The sequence below is a fragment of the Acidobacteriota bacterium genome (assembly GCA_028875575.1).
Classification (GTDB): Bacteria; Acidobacteriota; Terriglobia; order Versatilivoradales; family Versatilivoraceae; genus Versatilivorator.
Genome location: JAPPDF010000068.1, coordinates 1 through 16,827 on the forward strand (window position 1 = coordinate 1; position 16,827 = coordinate 16,827).

Genomic DNA, 16,827 nt, shown 5'->3' on the forward strand with positions numbered 1-16,827 from the left:
GCTCTATCCTCCTCGATCGATACCCTATCAGCGTGTAAACCATGTTTGCGGTTTATGATGTAAAGGATGAATGCGGTCTGTACCGTCTCACCGACTCCCCCTCAAGGGGGGAGTCGCAGAAGCCGAGCCGCAGGCGATGGCTGATGCGGTGGGGGGCATACGCGGCGCCGTAAAGCAGTGCCGGATGGCGAAGGCTGATGCGGTGGGGGGACTGGCGGCCGACTTCTCAGAAAGCCGACGTGCACCCCCCAGCCACCGTTTTGACCCGCTCAGGGCCGTTCTGTATAATTCCCCACTTTCCGTCTCAACCCTCCCCGCAATCCGGGCCCCTCTCCTGACCACTGATGAAAATCACCATCAGACCCTCAAGCCACATCCGGGGCCGAGTGGAGCTTCCCGGCGACAAGTCGATCTCCCACCGGCTGGCCATGCTCGGGGCCATCGCCAATGGGAAAACGGTCATTCGGGGATTTTCCGGCAGCGCCGACTGTGCCGGCACCTTGAGTTGCCTCCGACAACTCGGGGTCGGCATTGAATCGCCGGGGCCTGGCCATGTCGTGATCTCTGGGCGCGGGCTTCGCGGCCTGGAAGCTTCCGAGCACCCCCTGGACGCCGGTAATTCCGGAACGACCCTCCGAATGCTGTCAGGCATATTGGCGGGTCAGCACTTCTCGACAACCATTTCAGGAGACCCCTCGCTGAGGCGGCGTCCCATGCGCCGCATCATTGATCCCCTGTCCCAAATGGGGGCCGAAATCCAGGCAGGCCGAGACAACACGCCTCCCCTCTCCATCAGGGGCGGAGACCTCCAGGCGATCGATTATCCCATGCCCGTGGCCAGCGCCCAGGTGAAGTCGGCCATCCTGCTGGCGGGACTGTACGCCTCCGGAACGACCCGCGTGGTTGAACCCCTCGCCAGCCGCGATCATACCGAAATAGCCCTTCGACAATTCGGCGTCGACCTGCAGGTATCCGGAAGGGCAGTGCTGATTCGAGGGGGTCAGCATCTCCGGGCTCAGGCGGCTACCGTTCCCGGAGACCTCTCCTCGGCTGCCTTCTTCATCGCAGCCACTCTCCTGCTGCCGAACTCGGAAACACTCTTCCAGGGGGTGGGGTTGAACCCGAGGCGCCGGGCCGTGGTGGACGTTCTGATCGAGATGGGAGCCGCCATCGACATCATCGATGAATACCCGCTTCACGGGGAAAGGGTCGGCGACCTTCGAGTCCGCTCCTCCAATCTGCGAGGCGGGAGCTTGTCCGGAGCGCTGATCCCGCAATTGATCGATGAGATTCCCATCCTGGCCGTGCTGGCGCCCCGCACTCAAGAGGGCATTCACATCCGGGACGCCGCGGAACTGCGGGTCAAGGAGAGCAACCGCATTCAAAGCATCGTGGGGAACCTGCGGGCGATGGGGGTGGCTGTAGAGGAATATCCGGACGGTATGTCGATTCCGGGCCGCCAATCGTTGCGGGGAGCCCTGGTTGACTCTCATGGCGACCATCGCATCGCCATGGCCTTCTCCATCGCCGGCCTGGTGGCCGGCGGCCCCACGGCGATCGGCAATGCCGACTGCGTGTCCGTCTCATTCCCCGGGTTTTACGACCTCCTGGCCCGATTGACCCAAGCCTGAGAACCCGCCTCCGTCAAGAAATATCGGTTAACGAAATTCATTCGAATAACACTTGACGTACAGACATTTGTCTGTTACATATTCGCTTTTTATTCCCTATCAGGCTGTCATTGAAACAGGAGGCGGCCCAACCAGCCCCAGGAGAATACATGTCAGCCCTGCAGGCCAGTATCTCGGGGGACTTGCGGTCCCGACTCAAGGGAGCGGCAGCGGAACCCCGAGGAGAAACACCGCTCTGGTCGCGAATGCAATTAGCCGGACGTCTGTGCGAGCTTTCCTCCATTCCCGGGGCCGCCCTGCTGACGGCTGCCTTCCGCCTGGTGCTGGACGCACAGATGGAGAGTGAGCCGGTGGCCTGGATTGCAGCCACGCCGGACACCTTCTTCCCCCCGGACGCCGCTGACAACGGTGTGGACCTGAATGCCCTGGTGGTGGTTTGCGTACCTGGCGCCCAGGCGGCGGCTCGCTCGGCGGACCGGCTTCTGAGGTCGGGGGCCTTCGGCTTGATCGTGATGGATCTGAACTCCAATCCCACCATTTCCATCCCGCTGCAGGCACGCCTGGTCCAGCAGGCGCGGACCCACGACACCGCCGTTCTCTGCCTGACTTCCAAAGCCAGGAACGCTCCTTCTCTGGGATCGCTGGTCTCTCTGAGAGGGCAAACCTCCTGCCGGCGCCTGGGAGCCGACCGCTTCCAGGTGGACATCGAATTCCTGAAGGACAGACGCCATGGACCGGGTTGGCGCCACACCGAGATCTGCCGTGGACCGGACGGCCTGCATTAACATCCGAGCGCTGCCGCTGCAACTGCTGTTGAGGAGACATCCTGAGTGGAAGCAGCGGCCGGTGGCCGTGGTAGAGCAAGAGAAACCTCAAAGTCTCCTCCTGTGGGTGAACGCCCCAGCCGGTCGGGCCGGCATCCGGTCGGGGATGCGTTATGCATCCGCCCTTTCGCTGGACCGGGACTTGTGTGCCGGGACGGTTTCAGAGCAGGAAATCCGGGAGGCCGTCCGGCAGGTCCATCAACTGCTGGACCGCTTCAGTCCCCGGGTTGAGCCCTGTGAGAAAGAACCCGGAGTTTTCTGGGCCGACGCCAGCGGACTCGACAAGCTCTACGGATCTCTCGAGGCCTGGGCGCGGCAAATTGAGTTTCACCTCTCCCGTCTGCAGTTTCCGGCCAGCATCGTCATCGGCTTCAGTCGTTTCGGCAGCTATGCCCTGGCCAAGGCAGAGAGGCTGTTGACCGTGCTTCCCTCTCTTGAAGTGGAACAGACCCAAAGCCGCCGGGTGAGCCTGCTGCACCTGCAACTCGATCCCAGGTTGCGCGATCGGATGGAGAAGTTGGCGATTCACACCCTGGAAGACCTGCTGGGGCTTCCCGAAGACGGCATCCAAAGCCATCTTGGCGAGCAGGCCTGGAACCTCTACCGCCTTGCCTCGGGAGAGCTGTCGCTGCCGCTCCAGCCCCGAAGCATCCCCGAGCTCCTCCGCACCTGCATGGACCTGAACGAGCCCGACCCCAATGCCCAGAGACTGCTTTTCCGGATCAAGCAGTTGCTGGACCCCCTGTTGAGGGCGGCAGCGGAAAGATACCAGGCGGCGGCAGCCCTCCAGTTGCAGCTTCGGCTGGAGAACGGAACCTGTCACCGACATCGCATCCAGCCGGCCCGGCCGACCCTGGAAGTTTCGGTCCTGCTGGACCTGGTCTGGTTGCGCCTGGAGAGGGTCTCCTTGTGCGCTCCTCCGCTGGAACTGTCCCTGGAGTTGGAAGTCGTCTGCGTCTCCGCCAAGACGCGGAATCTGCTGCAGCGCACTCCCCGACGCAACAACGAAGCGGCCCTGCGCGCCCTGGCCCGGGTCCGGGCCGAGTTCGGCCCCGATTCGGTGCTTTCAGCCCGGCTTAAACCGGGGCATCTGCCGGAAGCCCGTTGGGAGTGGCAACCCTTCCGAAAACTCCCCCCGGCCGTCCTCCGGCCGGTTCCCATCCGCCCCCTGGTGCGGCGCACCCATGCCCAGCCTCAACCTCTCGACCGGAGGAGGCCTCCGGATCCGGGACCTCTGCTCGGGTATCTGATCAGTGGAGGGTGGTGGAATCGAGAGATTCGAAGAGACTATCGGTTCGTCAGCAGCAAACGGGGAGAGATCCTGTGGGCCTATTACGATCTGCAAGAACCTCGCTGGTACTCCCAGGGACGCGTGGAGTGAACGCGAACCATGACCGGACCGGCCCACCCCTACGTTCCCCTCTGGTGCAAGAGCAACTACTCCTTTCTGGAAGGAGCCAGCCATCCCGAAGAGCTGGTCGATGCCTGCCGGCAAAACGGTATTCCCGCCCTGGCGCTCACCGACCGCCACGGGGTGTACGGGATGGTCAGGGCTCATGTCCGTGCCCGCCGGCAGGACATCCACCTGATCGCGGGGTCGCAGATCAGCCTCCGGGAGGGGGCCGAGATCCTGCTGCTGGCCCGGAACGAGGAAGGTTACCGCAACCTGTGCCGCCTGCTGACCGACGGGCATCTGCGTTCCTCCAAGGGAAAGTGCAGGCTGGACGCGCGGGCAGTGTGCGGTTACAGCCGCGGTCTGATTGCCCTGTGGATCGGCTCCCCCGACCCCAAGGCTTCTCCGGAAGCCGCCTCCGAATCCCTGCTGGAGCAGTTCAAAGCGGCATTCGAAGGCTGTCTCTACATCCTGCTGGCCCGACACCGCCAGGCGGAGGAAATCTCGCGGGAAATGCAACTGCGCGAGCTGGCGGGACGGCTCAGGCTCCCTACAGTAGCTGCCGTGGAGGTTCTCTACCACTCTCCCGAACGACGCCGACTGCAGGACGTTCTGACCTGTATCCGGGAAGGCGTGACCCTGGCCACGGCCGGTCGGCTCATCCGGCCCAACGACCAGCACGCTCTCAAGAGCCCCGAGGAGCTGGCGCGCCTCTTCAGCGACGATCCGGAGTCGGTCCGGCGGACCCGCGAGGTTGCCGGCCGCTGTTCCTTTTCGTTGCAGGAGCTGCGTTACCGCTATCCCCTGGAGCCTCTGCCGGAAGGAAAGACCTCCAGCCAGCACCTGCGCGACCGGACCTTCGAGGGAGCCGCCCGCCGCCTGGGCGAAAAGTTCCACGGCCTGATTCCACAATTGCGGAAGGAACTCGATCTCATCCGGGATCTGGAGTACGAAGGCTACTTCCTGACCATGCACGAGATCGTCGAGTACTGCCGCCGTCAGCACATCCTCTGCCAGGGGCGAGGGTCGGCCGCCAACTCGGCGGTCTGCTTTGCCCTGGGGATCACCAGCGTGGACCCGACCCAGGTGGATCTGCTCTTCGAGCGTTTTCTCTCCAGGGAGAGAGACGAGCCTCCGGATATCGACCTGGACATCGAGCACGACCGCCGGGAAGAGGTGATCCAGCATGTGTACCGAACCTATGGGCGCGACCGTGCCGCCATGGTGGCCAACGTGGTCCGTTACCGGCATCGGTCCGCCATCCGGGAAGTGGGCAAGGCGCTGGGGATTGCGGCCACCAGCCTGGACCGCCTGGCCAAGCTGGTGTCCCACGACCACTGGAGCGCCGAGTTCATCCGGCAGGCCGGACTCGATCCCCGGAACCCGGCCCTGCGCCATCTGATCTCTCTGGTGGAAGAGATTCAGGACTTCCCACGTCACCTCTCCATCCATCCCGGGGGCTTTCTGCTGGGCCACCGCCCCGTCCACGACCTGGTGCCGATCGAGAACGCCTCCATGCAGGGCAGGACGGTCATTCAGTGGGACAAGGAAGACGTGGACCAGGCGGGGCTGTTCAAGGTAGACCTGCTGGGACTGGGCGCCCTCACCCACCTGCACCTCTGCTTCGATCTCCTGCGGCGGCACCGGCAAAAGGAACTGTCCCTGGTGACCATCCCCAAGGGGGATCCCTCGACCTTTGAAATGATCTGCCGCAGCGACACGGTGGGAGTGTTTCAGATCGAGAGCCGCGCCCAGATGGCCATGTTGGGGCGCCTCAAGCCGCGCAGCTACTATGACCTGGTGATCGAGATCAGCATCGTGCGCCCCGGACCCATCACCGGCGGCATGGTCCATCCCTATCTGCGGCGGCGCAATGGCCAGGAGGAGGTCGAGTATCCCCACCCCTCCCTCATTCCCGTCCTGAAGAAGACCCTGGGCATCCCCCTGTTTCAGGAACAGGTGATGCAACTGGCCATGGTGGCAGCCGACTACTCTCCCGGAGAGGCCGACCAGCTCCGGCGGGACATGGCGGCCTGGAGGCGTTCAGGGCGGATCGAGCGGCACCGGCAGCGGCTGGTCACCCGCATGGTGGCCAAGGGGATTCAGCCCGAGTTTGCCGAGCGTGTCTTCCAGCAGATCCGTGGATTCGGCGAGTACGGTTTCCCCGAGAGCCATGCCGCCAGCTTTGCCCATATCGCCTATGCCACCGCCTACCTCAAATGCCACTACCCGGCCGAGTTTGTCTGTGCCCTGCTGAATGCTCAGCCCATGGGGTTCTACTCGGCCGACACCATCGTCAACGATGCCCGCATTCATGGAATCGAGGTGCGTCCGGTCAGTATTCTCGACAGCCACTGGGACTGCAGCCTGGTCGAAATCGAGGGAGCTTCGGAGGAATCCACCGAGTTTGCGGTCCGCATGGGGCTGCGTTACGTCAAGGGGCTGGGGCGGGAAGACTGGCAAAGACTGGCGGAAGCAGCCCGGCAGGCCCCCTTCCGCAACCTGCCGGACGTGGCCCGGCGAAGCCGGCTCCGCCAGGACAGGCTGGAAGCTCTGGCCGAGGCCGGGGCCTTCGAGTGTTTCGGTCTGGACCGTCGAGGGGCTCTCTGGCAGATTCAGGGGCCGGCAACCGAGCCCCGGCCCGCCCTGCCCCTGGCCAGCCGTGACCCCTCGCCCCGGTTCCCCTCCCTGAGCGGGCTGGAAACCATCCTCTGGGACTATCAGTCCAGCGGCCACAGCTCCCGGGCCCATCTCCTGCAACCGCTGCGCCCCGCCCTGGAAGCCCAGGGGCTGCCCACCGCGCGTCAACTCAACCGGATGCCGAACGGCCGCCTGGTCCGCTACGCCGGCATGGTCATCTGCCGCCAGCGGCCGGGGACGGCGGGGGGAGTCACCTTCATGACCCTGGAGGACGAAACCGGCTTCGTCAACCTGGTCATCTGGAAACAGACCTTCGAGCGCTATTCCCTGCTGGCCAAAACGCTTTCCTGCATGGGGGTCACCGGAAATCTGCAGGTGGCGGAAGGGGTCACCCACCTGATCGTGCAGAAAATCTGGAAGCCGGAGCTGGAACAGGGATCACTGCGCCTGAAGAGCCGGGACTTTCACTGACAGAAGATTTCCGGCGGGACCTGGGAACCATCACCGACAACCTGCAGGGCTGAGGGTGAGTTCGCTGGTACTGCGAAAACAAAAAAGCCAGGATAGCTTTATGGCACTTATGTGACCATGGTCATGACCATGATACAATAATGACCTCTACCCCTTTCAAGAGAAACGTCATGGAAAACGACGGTAGCAAAGCTGCAGGTATCCGAACCATCAAAGCGTCCGAGTTCAAGGCCAAGTGCCTGAAGCTGATGGACGAAGTCGCGGAGAGCGGCAACGAGATCGTGATCACCAAGAATGGGCGTCCGGTCTCGCGGATCGTGCCCTACCGGAACAAGCCGCAAATGTTATTCGGTCGCCACCGCGACAAAATTCGAATCCTTGGCGACATCGTCTCTCCGATGCCTGCGGAATGGTTTGAGGCAACTGACGACAGCGGAGAGGATCTGTTTTGATACTCCTCGACACTCACGTTCTATTGTGGCAGGAGCAAGGCGACCCGAGGCTGGGGCCCCGAGCTCGCCGCTTGTTCGAGCGAGCGTTGCAAGAAGGCAGTGTGGCCGTTTCGGCCATTTCCTTCTGGGAAATCGGCATGCGGGTCCAGAAAGGCCATCTTGATCTGAGTCTTGGGATCGATGCCTGGCGCCGCGACCTGCTCGATCAGGGACTGGTCGAAATCCCCGTCGATGGCGGGATCGCGGCCCGGGCAAGCCTTCTGCCGGACATGCACGGTGACCCGGCCGACCGCCTGATCGTCGCCACCGCGCTGGAGGGTCACCAGTTGGTGACCGCAGATCATCGGCTCCTCCAATGGCCCGGGCATCTGAGCCGGTTGCGAGCCACCGAGTGAACGGGGAGAAGGGGGAACAGTAGAAAGCCTGCTTGTGGCAGCCGCCCGTCAGGCTTTCCGAGTATTTTTGACCAGGGCTTCGCGGTGACCCAAGAGAAGATCACCCTTGCCCAACTCGAATCCTTCCTCTTCAAGGCCGCCGACATTCTGCGCGGGCAGATAGACGCCTCCGAGTTCAAGGAGTTCATCTTTGGAACGCTGTTCCTCAAGCGGCTATTCCGAATCAACGGCAAACAATTGCCTCACGAGGTGACAGAGTTCATGTGAAAACTGATACGCGTACTGGCTCCAGTAGGTATCCCTCGCGCTGAGAAAAACCTGGTATGCCCGCTTATCGTGCACCGTAAACTGATGGTCCCTGTTCCAGTGGGATACATGAACAGGCGCCTCAGGCCCCGCTTCAAATGACCGGACCCACGGAGAAGGCGAAAAGCTGGTTGAGGGAACACGGGCAGCTTCTGGAGCAGGACACCTGAAGACCGCGTTACCTGGAGGAAGGAATCGCTGCCTGGAGAGCGCTTCTCAGGATGGTTGGTCCGGGGAGTCTATCGACCGGTTGAGGGAACCGAGTCACTTGATCCCGCTCTGCATCGGAGCTTGGCTACGACTTCCGTTCCAGCACGTAGTCGGCGATCTCGAGCAGCGGCCAGGCAGCTTCTCCCAGGAAATCAAGGCTGGACTTGGCCTCGGAAATCCAGCGCTGCGCTTCCTCTCTGGCACCCTCCACGCCCAACAGGCTGGCAAAGGTCACCATGTCCCGCGCCTGGTCGCTATGGGCGGCTTTACCCATCTGCTTCGGGTCGCCCGTCACATTGAGAACATCGTCAACGATCTGGAAGCCCAGGCCCAGCCCTTTGCCGTAGCCCCGCAGGGCTTCCAGCACCTCGGAGTCGGCCCCCGCCAGCAGCCCCCCGCATTCCAACGAGGTCTGAATCAGTGCCCCGGTCTTGCGCCCGCAAGTCTCTTCCAGGGTTTCCTTTCTTCCATCCCTGGCATCGTTGGAGATGTCCATGACCTGGCCGCCCACCAGGCCCACTGTCCCAATGGCCCGGGCCACCGCGCGGGCCGCTCTGAGTTGCGAGCCTTCGGGAAAACAGGCCTTTCGGTCTTCCATCAGAAGACACTCGAACGCCAACGCGGTCATGGCGTCACCCGCCAGGACGGCCATGGCCTCTCCGAAGACCTTGTGGTTGGTAAGCCGCCCGCGACGATAGTCGTCATCGTCCATGCAGGGCAGGTCGTCGTGAATCAGCGAATAGGTGTGAATCAACTCCAGACCGCAAGCGGGCACCAGGATGGCGTCCTGCCTGCCGCCGGCGATCTCGTAGGCGGCGATGACCAGGATGGGGCGCAGACGCTTTCCGCCGGCCAGGACGCTGTAGCGCATGGACCGGTGGATGACGCAGGGCTCCTGCTCTTCCGGAGGCAGGACCCGATCCAGAGTCCGGTCTACCTGAACTCTTTTTTCCTGCAGATAGGCTTTCAAGCGAGGGGACACGGCCACACTCACATCGCGGGTTGGAACTATATGCTGCAGTGAGCCAGGCCACGCTTTTCCAGGTACTGCTGGTGGTACTCCTCGGCTCGATAGAAGGTGGAGGCCGCCGTTATCTCGGTCACGATCGGGCGCGGATAGCGGCCGGAGGCGTTCCGCTTCTCCTTGGACTCCCGGGCTGCCGTTTCCTGAAGGGAGTCGTGATAGAAGATGGCCGAACGGTACTGGCTTCCGAAATCGGGCCCCTGTCGATTCAGCGTGGTGGGATCGTGATTCTCCCAGAAGATGTCCAGCAACTGCCCATAGGTGACCTTGGAGGGATCGTAATCGACGTCGACCGCCTCGGCGTGACCGGTGGTGTCGGTGCAAACCGCCCGGTAGGAAGGATTCTCCAGCCTTCCTCCCGTGTAGCCCACGGCAGTGGACAAGACCCCTTCCACTTGCCGAAAGGTCGCCTCGACTCCCCAAAAGCAGCCGGCTGCAAACGTGGCCCTGGCCATAGGTGCTCTCCTTTCTCCTTCAGACTCCTGTTGAGACTTGCGAACGAGGCCAGTATAGCGGATTTCCGGCGGGAGCTGGCGCCGAAGGACAGGATTCGGCAACAGAGAATACCCATCCGGGTAATTCGACCTTCATTCTTTCGAATTGTTGTATGATCGGTGGCCGTATCCGATCCGGAGGAGCGATGGAAGCGATTTGGGCGGCAGCCGGCTGCCTGGTCACCTATTTCATTTTCTACCGATTCTATGCCCGCTACCTGGGCCGGTGGGTTTTCTGCCTGGACCCCGACAGGCCGACTCCGGCCCACCAGTTGAGGGACAACGTCGACTACGTCCCCTGCCGCCGCAGCGTTCTGTTCGGACACCACTATGCCTCCATCGCCGGACTCTCACCCATGCTGGGGCCGGCCATCGCGGTGATCTGGGGATGGCTTCCCGGCATGCTCTGGGTCGTGTTCGGCACCCTCCTCATCGGAGCCGTCCACGATTTCGGGGCCCTGGTCCTGTCCATGCGCAATCGGGGCCTGAGCATTGGCAAGGTGGCCGAGGACATCATCGGGCCGCGAGCCAAGTCCCTCTTTCACGTTCTCATCTTTTTCCTGGTCTGCCTGGCCATGGGCGTCTTTGTCCATGTAGTGGCCGGGCTGTTTACCGCCTCCTTCTACCCCGAGGCGGTCTTCCCCACATTCTCGCTCATCGCCATCGCCCTGGTCGTGGGCTGGGCAGCCTTCAGGAAGTCGATCTCGGTCTGGAAGCTCACCCTCGGGGGCTTCGCTCTCATGCTCTGCACCATCTGGCTGGGACTGCAGTTCGAACGGCCGGATCTGACGGCCGGCGTGTGGGGGGTGCTGATCCTGATCTACGCCTTCTGCGCCTCCACTCTCCCCGTCTGGGCACTGCTTCAGCCGCGGGACTATCTGAACTCCTTCCTGCTCTACCTGGGTCTGGGGCTCGCCTACGTGGGATTCTTCGTCCTTCGACCCAACTTCGCGGCTCCCCTACTGGACACCAGTCCCTCCGGCGCTCCACCCATCTTTCCCTTTGTCTTCATCGTCATTGCCTGCGGCGCCGTTTCCGGATTCCACGGACTGGTCTCTTCAGGAACCACCTCGAAACAAATCTCACGGGAAACCGACGCCGTCTCCATCGGTTACGGCGGGATGATCGGGGAGTCGCTGCTGGGCCTGCTGGCGGTCCTGGCCTGCACCGCCGGGTTCCGCACCATCGAAGCCTGGAGCACCCACTACCAGAGCTGGTCGACTGCTGGAACGCTCTCCGAAAAGATGCGGGCTTTCATCGATGGGGCGGCCCTGTTCATCAGCCAGCTGGGGGTGCCCTTTTCCTGGGCCCAGGCCTTCATTGCCCTGGTGGCCGTCTCCTTTGCGCTGACATCGCTGGATTCCGGCACCAGGCTCCTGCGCTACAACATCGGCGAAATTGCAAGCGGCCTGCGCCTGCCTGTTCTGACCAACCGCCACCTCTCCTCCCTGTTGGCCGCGGCTTCGATCGGCTTCTTTGCCTTCTATGAAGTGGACGGCAAGCCGGCCGGCCTTCTCCTCTGGAAGCTCTTCGGCAGCACCAACCAGGTCCTGGGCGCGCTGACGTTGCTGACCATCGCCATCTACCTCCGGCAACGTCGCAGAAACCACTGGTTCGCCAGCGTGCCCATGCTGTTCATGATCACCGTGACCGTGATTGCCATGGTCATGGAGATCAAGGGCTACTGGATCTCCAGCCAGTATCTGCTGCTCTCGGTGGGGGGCGCCATCCTGCTACTGAGCCTCTGGGTCATGCTGGAGGCTTCCATTCGCTTTCGAAAAGACACCCTCCCTTAACCCGCATTTCTCACCAGGCATAAGACCTTGACAGGGGACTGACGGGTGACTACGGTCACTGTACGGCAATGGGTAAATCCGCTTCTCCACCAGGCAAGGCAGGGCAAACGACCAACGACGGGGTCGGTTCGATAGAGAAGAAGCAGGAGGGGTAATTCTGATGGCGGGAATTCCGCGCAAAACCGAACACCGCGATGCCTCTTCCGCCTTGCAAGAGCGGAAACGACAGCTCCGCTTCATTACCTGCGGGTCGGCGAATGACGGCAAGTCGACGCTGCTCGCCCGCTTGCTGCACGACTCAAGGACGGTCCTCCAGGATCAGTTCTCGGCAGCCGATACGGAGAGCCGCGTCTGGGGCGCCCGGGACGATGGGCTCGACTTCACCCTGCCGGCCGACCGCCTCCAGCAGGATCGCGAGCAAGGGGTCACCATCGACGGCGCCTGCAGATATTTCGAGAGCGACAAGCGCAGATTCATTGCCATCGATGCCCCGGGCAACGAACAGTCCACGCGAAACCTGGTCACCGGGGCGTCGAATGCCGACCTGGCGCTCCTATTGGTCGATGTGCGCAAGGGGATTCTGATCCAGACCCGCCGGCACAGCCACCTCGTTTCGCTGATGGGTGTCCGCCATGTGATTCTGGCGGTAAACAAGATGGACCTGGTCGGCTACCGACAGGACGCATTCTCGACCGTCGTCGACGATTACGAGGCATTCGCCCGTGAGCTCGGGATCGAACAGGTCCATGCAGTTCCGCTCTCAGCTCTGACCGGCGAAAACGTCGTCGCTCGCCAAGACTGCACGTCCTGGTATGACGGTCCCACGCTCATGGAGTTGTTGGAAACTCTCGAGATTGACGCAGATGGAGAGCAAAGCCCGTTTCGACTGCCTGTCCAGCGGTTCAATCGTCCCAACCCGGAATTCCACGGCTTTGGCGGAACCGTGGCGTCGGGCCGGATCGAACGCGGCATGCCGGTCGTCGTCAGTCCGTCGGGCGAGGCGACCGCGGTCGAGCGCATTTTCGGACCGGCCGGTGAGCTGGAGAGCGCGGTGGCAGGCCAGGCGATCACGCTGGTGCTCGCAGACGAAATCGATGTGAGTCGAGGAGCGATGATCGCCGGAGCCGACCAGCCTCCGGAAGTTGCCGACCAGTTTGCCGCCCATCTGATCTGGATGGATGCGCAGCCGATGCTTCCCGAACGGTCCTATCTGGCCCGTTTTGCCAGTACGTCTGCAGTCGCCCGTGTAACCGATTTGACCCACCGTGTCGACTTCGAAACAATGGGCCGCTTTGCGGCCAAGACGCTTGAGCAGAACGAGGTCGGCTATTGCAAGATCTCACTGGATCGCCCGGTGCCGTTCGACTCCCACCGCGCAATCAGGAGGACGGGCGCCTTCGTCCTCATCGACAGGTCGACCGATTCAACGGTCGGCGCGGGAATGATCGGCTTCGCGCTTCGGCGCGCCAGCAATGTCGTCTGGCAGGAATTGAAGACCGACAAGGCGGAGCGGGCGCGCGCCATCGGCCAGAGACCCTGCGTCCTCTGGCTGACCGGACTTTCGGGAGCCGGAAAGTCGACCATCGCCGACCGGCTGGAACAGAAGCTGCGAGCGCTCGGCAAGCACACCTATGTCCTCGACGGCGACAACGTCCGGCACGGACTGAACCGGGACCTCGGTTTCACCGACCGGGACCGCGTCGAAAATATCCGCCGGGTCTCCGAAGTCGCGAAGTTGATGGTCGATGCCGGGCTGATCGTGATCGTCTCCTTTATCTCTCCTTTCCGATCGGAACGGGAGATGGCGCGGAATCTGATGGAGGAGGGCGAGTTCTTCGAGATCTTCGTCGATACGCCCCTGGATGTCTGCGAGGCGCGCGACCCGAAGGGGCTGTATGTGAAAGCCCGCAGAGGTGAAATCCCGAATTTCACGGGAATCGATTCGCCCTACGAGACGCCCAACGATCCGGATTTGCGTATCGACACCACAAAGTCGTCTGCCGAGCAGGCTGCCGAAACGGTGGTACAGCTCTTGCGTAGCGCTCAAAATTCCGTTCGGACAACGGACGATCCTTAACCCGCATTTTTCACCAGGGGGCGTGATCGTGGCGCAGGAATTTGTCCCTCAGCCCGTGCTCGCGAGCAAGAAGCGCCGCAGCCATCCACAGTCGACCGAGCTTGTGTGGGCCCAGGGAAAAAGGGGGAAGGAGTCAATACACCGCTAGCGAATTGCGCAAATGGCTTGGACTACCGATCGGACGGAGACTCGTCGCCGGCCGACTCGTCTTGCGACTTGGCCTGAGCCTCGCGGGCCTGTCCGGCCATCTCGACCAGGTCTTCCATGGTTCGCAGGATGGGCAGGATCAATTGATTGCCGCTCAGGCGGGAACCGCCGCGGGCCATGGCGGCCGGATTTTGCTTGGTAACGAGAATGCCCAGCGGCGCCCCCCGGGAATCGTAGACGAGACAGCCCAGGTTGGCGGAGAGAGAAGCGTCGCAGACGTAGAATGGGCGCGGCCCCTTCACCAAGGCCTCCACCCGGCCCAGGTGCAGCCGGATGGCCCGATTGCCGATCTTGCCCAGACGCCCCACCGCAAATACCTGATCCAGAATCCGAGGCTGGCGCCCGTTTGTCTCCAATGCCACCGCCTTGAAGGAGTCCGCGGCCTCGCGCGGCTTGATGAAGATCATGTCCAGGTCGCTGTCCTTCAGGATCACCTCGGCATCCACCTCGGTTCCGTCATCCAGAATGAGCGTGGTCTCCTTGAACTCCGACTTGATGTCGGCTCGCGTGGTGGCCCGCATCACGATGGTTGGATCCAACGCCGCGGCCGATGCGACGGTCAGCCCCGAGGCGTCGATGACCGTGCCGTTGGCTTCTATCTTGCGCTCCTGGTCCCGGCTCTGGCCTCGGATGGAAAACTTGATGCCCATAACGACCCGCACCGTGACCAGCGCGCCCTTCGATTGCTCCGCAACGGATCGGGCTGTTTCCCGGATATCGGCAGCCTGCGCCAAACCGGCCAGCAGTAACCCGATGACCGGATGCAAGCAGTATTTCAGCCGAACGGCGAGGTGGATCATGGCTCCGCTCCATCCAACGGAGCGGCGCCATTGCCCCGACTCCAGTTGGGTTGCAACTCCAGAAAAAGCGTATAAATGCCCCGCTTGACAAACAGCGGGATGTTGGGCGGCTTCCCGTTGCCGGCGGCCTCCAGTCGGGCTTCCAGATCCTGAACCCCCGTGACTTCCTGGTGATCCACTGCCTTGATGAGATCTCGAGCCTTCAACCCGGCCACTGCAGCCCACCCTCCGGCGTCCACCTGAGAGACCAATGCGCCGCTCTCCTCATCCGACCATCGATTGGCAATGCGGTCGAGGTAGGAGATGTCTCGGGCCTTGAATTCGAAAAGGAGGTCCTCGTAAACCGGCAACTCTCCTTCCGGAGTGGGCATGGATACCAATTCAGCGCTCAGAGTGCTGGTCTCTCCCGACCGTATCACGGTGAATTCGGCCCGGCTGCCGACCCGGTAGGCGCGAATCATGGTCTTGAAAACCTCGGCGTCCTGGGGCTCCGAGGCCTCAATGAGCTGGGAGTCCACATGAGTCAGGATGTCTCCCACCTGGAAGCCGGCAGCTTCGGCGGAACTGCCGGGATAGATCTGGGTAATCCTCACTCCCTTCTTGCCCCGAAGGTCGAGGGCCTTGGCCAGCTTGCGTGACAGCACTTGCGTCGCCACCGGCAGCCAGGCCTTTCTGGCTTCGGCCGGGGGCCTTTGCGGCCGCCTCAGACCCACTTCCACCAGGGTCAGGAGGCGCTCGGAACGACGATCGAAGGCAACCACCACCGGGACGGGATCTTGCTGGTCGCGACAGATCTCACCGGTCAATCGATTGAAGGCGCCGACTCCCTTCACTGCCTTTCCGTCGATCTCCAAGATGACGTCGCCCGGCCTCAGACGGGGCACGGCCTTGTCTGCCGCGCCCCCGGGTCGAATGCTGCTGACCAGCACCCCTTCCGGACTCGGTCGACGCAACTCCTTGGATTCCAGCCGGGTCAAACGCCTGAGGGTGACACCCCATTCCCTGGCCTCGACCTCCCTGCCCCTGGCGTCATCGCGCAATTCGGAAGTAATGCTCAAGGAAAGGTCTTCCTTTCCCCGCCTGACGTTCACCCGCATGGGCGCACCGACCGGCTTGGAGAGCAGGCGCCGAATCAGGCCCGGCATTTCCTCCTCGAACTTGACGCGGACCGGATCGCCGTCAATGCTCAACAGGATGTCTCCGGCTCGGAGTCCGGCCCGGTCCGACGGAGAGCCCGGCAGCACTCCCGATACCAGCGCCCCCTGGTCCGCCGTGGCCGTGTTGCCGTTCTTCAATAGCGGTTGAAAGCCGGCGCCGACCCAGGACCGGCGCACCCGGCCATGCTCGATCAATTCCCGGGAGACCGGTTGGGCCAACTCGCTGGGGATGGCGCCTCCCAGGCCGAGACCGATTTCGTTGATACCCACGATCTCACCCCGCAGATTCACCAGAGGCCCTCCGGAGTTTCCAGGGAAAATGCCGGCGTCGTGTCCGATCCACTTGACCAGAGATCCGACGTTCTCGCCATCCAGCCGCAAGGGTGCGCTCATGCGCTTCGGAATCATCATGTCCTTGTTGGAAACCACACCGCGGGTCACCGACTGCGAGATGGCCAGCGGACACCCCATGGCCAGGACCGGTTCTCCCACCGCGAGGGCCTCCGAGCTGCCGAACCGGGCGATCGGCAGAGGCTCGGCGTCGGGACCCCGGGACGACAGGTCCAGCTTGATCACGGCAATATCGGCCAGGGCATCGGTCCCCACCAGTTCGGCTTCCACCTCTTCCCGAGTGGAGAGGACGCAGCGAATCGAGGTCGCCTTTCCAGCCACGTGGTGGTTGGTGATGACGTAGCCCTCCCGGGAGATGATCACTCCGCTCCCGGTGGACTCGAACTTCCGCCCTCTCCCTCCTCCGTGACGCAGAGACAACACATAGATTTGAACCAGCGCCGGATAGACGGCATCGATGGCCTGCCGGATCTGCTGCTCGATCCCCCTCCCCCTGTTCGGGTCCGCCGCGGCCCCGGGGGAAGCCAACAGTGTCAACACCAACAGCCCAATCAGCCCTGAGATTCCCTTTTTGCTTCGATAAATCATGCAGCCCCTCC

Annotated in this window: 13 protein-coding genes; 9 read left to right on the top strand and 4 right to left on the bottom strand. The window is 62.6% G+C overall.

Features of this window, described 5'->3' with window-relative positions; genetic code table 11:
- Positions 1-344 precede the first annotated feature (344 nt).
- The 7 genes from aroA to OXI69_10210 all read left to right on the top strand — a co-directional run bounded on the left by aroA (position 345) and on the right by OXI69_10210 (position 8,073).
- On the top strand, positions 345-1,631 hold the full coding sequence (aroA, locus tag OXI69_10180) for a 3-phosphoshikimate 1-carboxyvinyltransferase (protein ID MDE2666510.1): 1,287 nt from the start codon (positions 345-347) through the stop codon (positions 1,629-1,631).
- Between the two features lie 149 nt (positions 1,632-1,780).
- Positions 1,781-2,416, top strand: coding sequence for a recombinase A (locus OXI69_10185; GenBank protein MDE2666511.1), 636 nt, complete (start codon positions 1,781-1,783; stop codon positions 2,414-2,416).
- Positions 2,361-3,836 (top strand): DNA polymerase Y family protein, encoded by a 1,476-nt coding sequence (locus tag OXI69_10190; protein ID MDE2666512.1) that lies wholly within the window; start codon positions 2,361-2,363, stop codon positions 3,834-3,836. Before OXI69_10185 ends, OXI69_10190 begins: the two co-directional genes overlap by 56 nt.
- 9 nt (positions 3,837-3,845) lie before the next feature.
- Positions 3,846-6,959, top strand: a complete 3,114-nt coding sequence (locus OXI69_10195; GenBank protein ID MDE2666513.1) for an error-prone DNA polymerase — start codon at positions 3,846-3,848, stop codon at positions 6,957-6,959.
- 170 nt (positions 6,960-7,129) lie between these two features.
- The gene (locus OXI69_10200) at positions 7,130-7,411 is read left to right on the top strand and encodes a type II toxin-antitoxin system Phd/YefM family antitoxin (GenBank protein MDE2666514.1); all 282 of its coding nucleotides are present in this window, start codon (positions 7,130-7,132) and stop codon (positions 7,409-7,411) included.
- A complete protein-coding gene (locus OXI69_10205) occupies positions 7,408-7,806 on the top strand; it encodes a type II toxin-antitoxin system VapC family toxin (GenBank protein ID MDE2666515.1) in 399 nt (132 codons plus the stop codon). Before OXI69_10200 ends, OXI69_10205 begins: the two co-directional genes overlap by 4 nt.
- 84 nt (positions 7,807-7,890) lie before the next feature.
- A complete protein-coding gene (locus OXI69_10210) occupies positions 7,891-8,073 on the top strand; it encodes a type I restriction-modification system subunit M N-terminal domain-containing protein (GenBank protein ID MDE2666516.1) in 183 nt (60 codons plus the stop codon).
- Between the two features lie 334 nt (positions 8,074-8,407).
- On the opposite strand, the gene OXI69_10215 is transcribed toward OXI69_10210, so the two are convergent.
- On the bottom strand, positions 8,408-9,304 hold the full coding sequence (locus tag OXI69_10215; GenBank protein MDE2666517.1) for a polyprenyl synthetase family protein: 897 nt from the start codon (positions 9,302-9,304) through the stop codon (positions 8,408-8,410).
- 26 nt (positions 9,305-9,330) lie between these two features.
- On the bottom strand, positions 9,331-9,801 hold the full coding sequence (gene msrA / locus OXI69_10220; protein ID MDE2666518.1) for a peptide-methionine (S)-S-oxide reductase MsrA: 471 nt from the start codon (positions 9,799-9,801) through the stop codon (positions 9,331-9,333).
- A 185-nt stretch (positions 9,802-9,986) separates the two neighbouring features.
- On the opposite strand from msrA, the gene OXI69_10225 reads away from it, so the two are divergent.
- The gene (locus OXI69_10225) at positions 9,987-11,636 is read left to right on the top strand and encodes a carbon starvation protein A (GenBank protein ID MDE2666519.1); all 1,650 of its coding nucleotides are present in this window, start codon (positions 9,987-9,989) and stop codon (positions 11,634-11,636) included.
- A 160-nt stretch (positions 11,637-11,796) separates the two neighbouring features.
- Complete coding sequence (gene cysC, locus OXI69_10230; GenBank protein MDE2666520.1) at positions 11,797-13,713, top strand: adenylyl-sulfate kinase; 1,917 nt, start codon at positions 11,797-11,799, stop codon at positions 13,711-13,713.
- Between the two features lie 170 nt (positions 13,714-13,883).
- Here cysC and OXI69_10235 read toward each other — a convergent pair whose 3' ends face one another.
- Both OXI69_10235 and OXI69_10240 read right to left on the bottom strand, forming a co-directional pair.
- Positions 13,884-14,720, bottom strand: a complete 837-nt coding sequence (locus OXI69_10235) for a hypothetical protein (GenBank protein ID MDE2666521.1) — start codon at positions 14,718-14,720, stop codon at positions 13,884-13,886.
- A complete protein-coding gene (locus tag OXI69_10240; protein MDE2666522.1) occupies positions 14,717-16,816 on the bottom strand; it encodes a PDZ domain-containing protein in 2,100 nt (699 codons plus the stop codon). Before OXI69_10240 ends, OXI69_10235 begins: the two co-directional genes overlap by 4 nt.
- Positions 16,817-16,827: the final 11 nt, after the last annotated feature.

What these genes read in the sequence shown, in the direction of transcription:
- aroA (MDE2666510.1), top strand. Translation starts at nt 345, where the DNA reads ATGAAAATCACCATCAGACCCTCAAGCCACATCCGGGGCCGAGTGGAG.
- OXI69_10185 (MDE2666511.1), top strand. Translation starts at nt 1,781, where the DNA reads ATGTCAGCCCTGCAGGCCAGTATCTCGGGGGACTTGCGGTCCCGACTC.
- OXI69_10190 (MDE2666512.1), top strand. Translation starts at nt 2,361, where the DNA reads ATGGACCGGGTTGGCGCCACACCGAGATCTGCCGTGGACCGGACGGCC.
- OXI69_10195 (MDE2666513.1), top strand. Translation starts at nt 3,846, where the DNA reads ATGACCGGACCGGCCCACCCCTACGTTCCCCTCTGGTGCAAGAGCAAC.
- OXI69_10200 (MDE2666514.1), top strand. Translation starts at nt 7,130, where the DNA reads ATGGAAAACGACGGTAGCAAAGCTGCAGGTATCCGAACCATCAAAGCG.
- msrA (MDE2666518.1), bottom strand. Translation starts at nt 9,801, where the DNA reads ATGGCCAGGGCCACGTTTGCAGCCGGCTGCTTTTGGGGAGTCGAGGCG.
- OXI69_10225 (MDE2666519.1), top strand. Translation starts at nt 9,987, where the DNA reads ATGGAAGCGATTTGGGCGGCAGCCGGCTGCCTGGTCACCTATTTCATT.
- cysC (MDE2666520.1), top strand. Translation starts at nt 11,797, where the DNA reads ATGGCGGGAATTCCGCGCAAAACCGAACACCGCGATGCCTCTTCCGCC.
- OXI69_10235 (MDE2666521.1), bottom strand. Translation starts at nt 14,720, where the DNA reads ATGATCCACCTCGCCGTTCGGCTGAAATACTGCTTGCATCCGGTCATC.
- OXI69_10240 (MDE2666522.1), bottom strand. Translation starts at nt 16,816, where the DNA reads ATGATTTATCGAAGCAAAAAGGGAATCTCAGGGCTGATTGGGCTGTTG.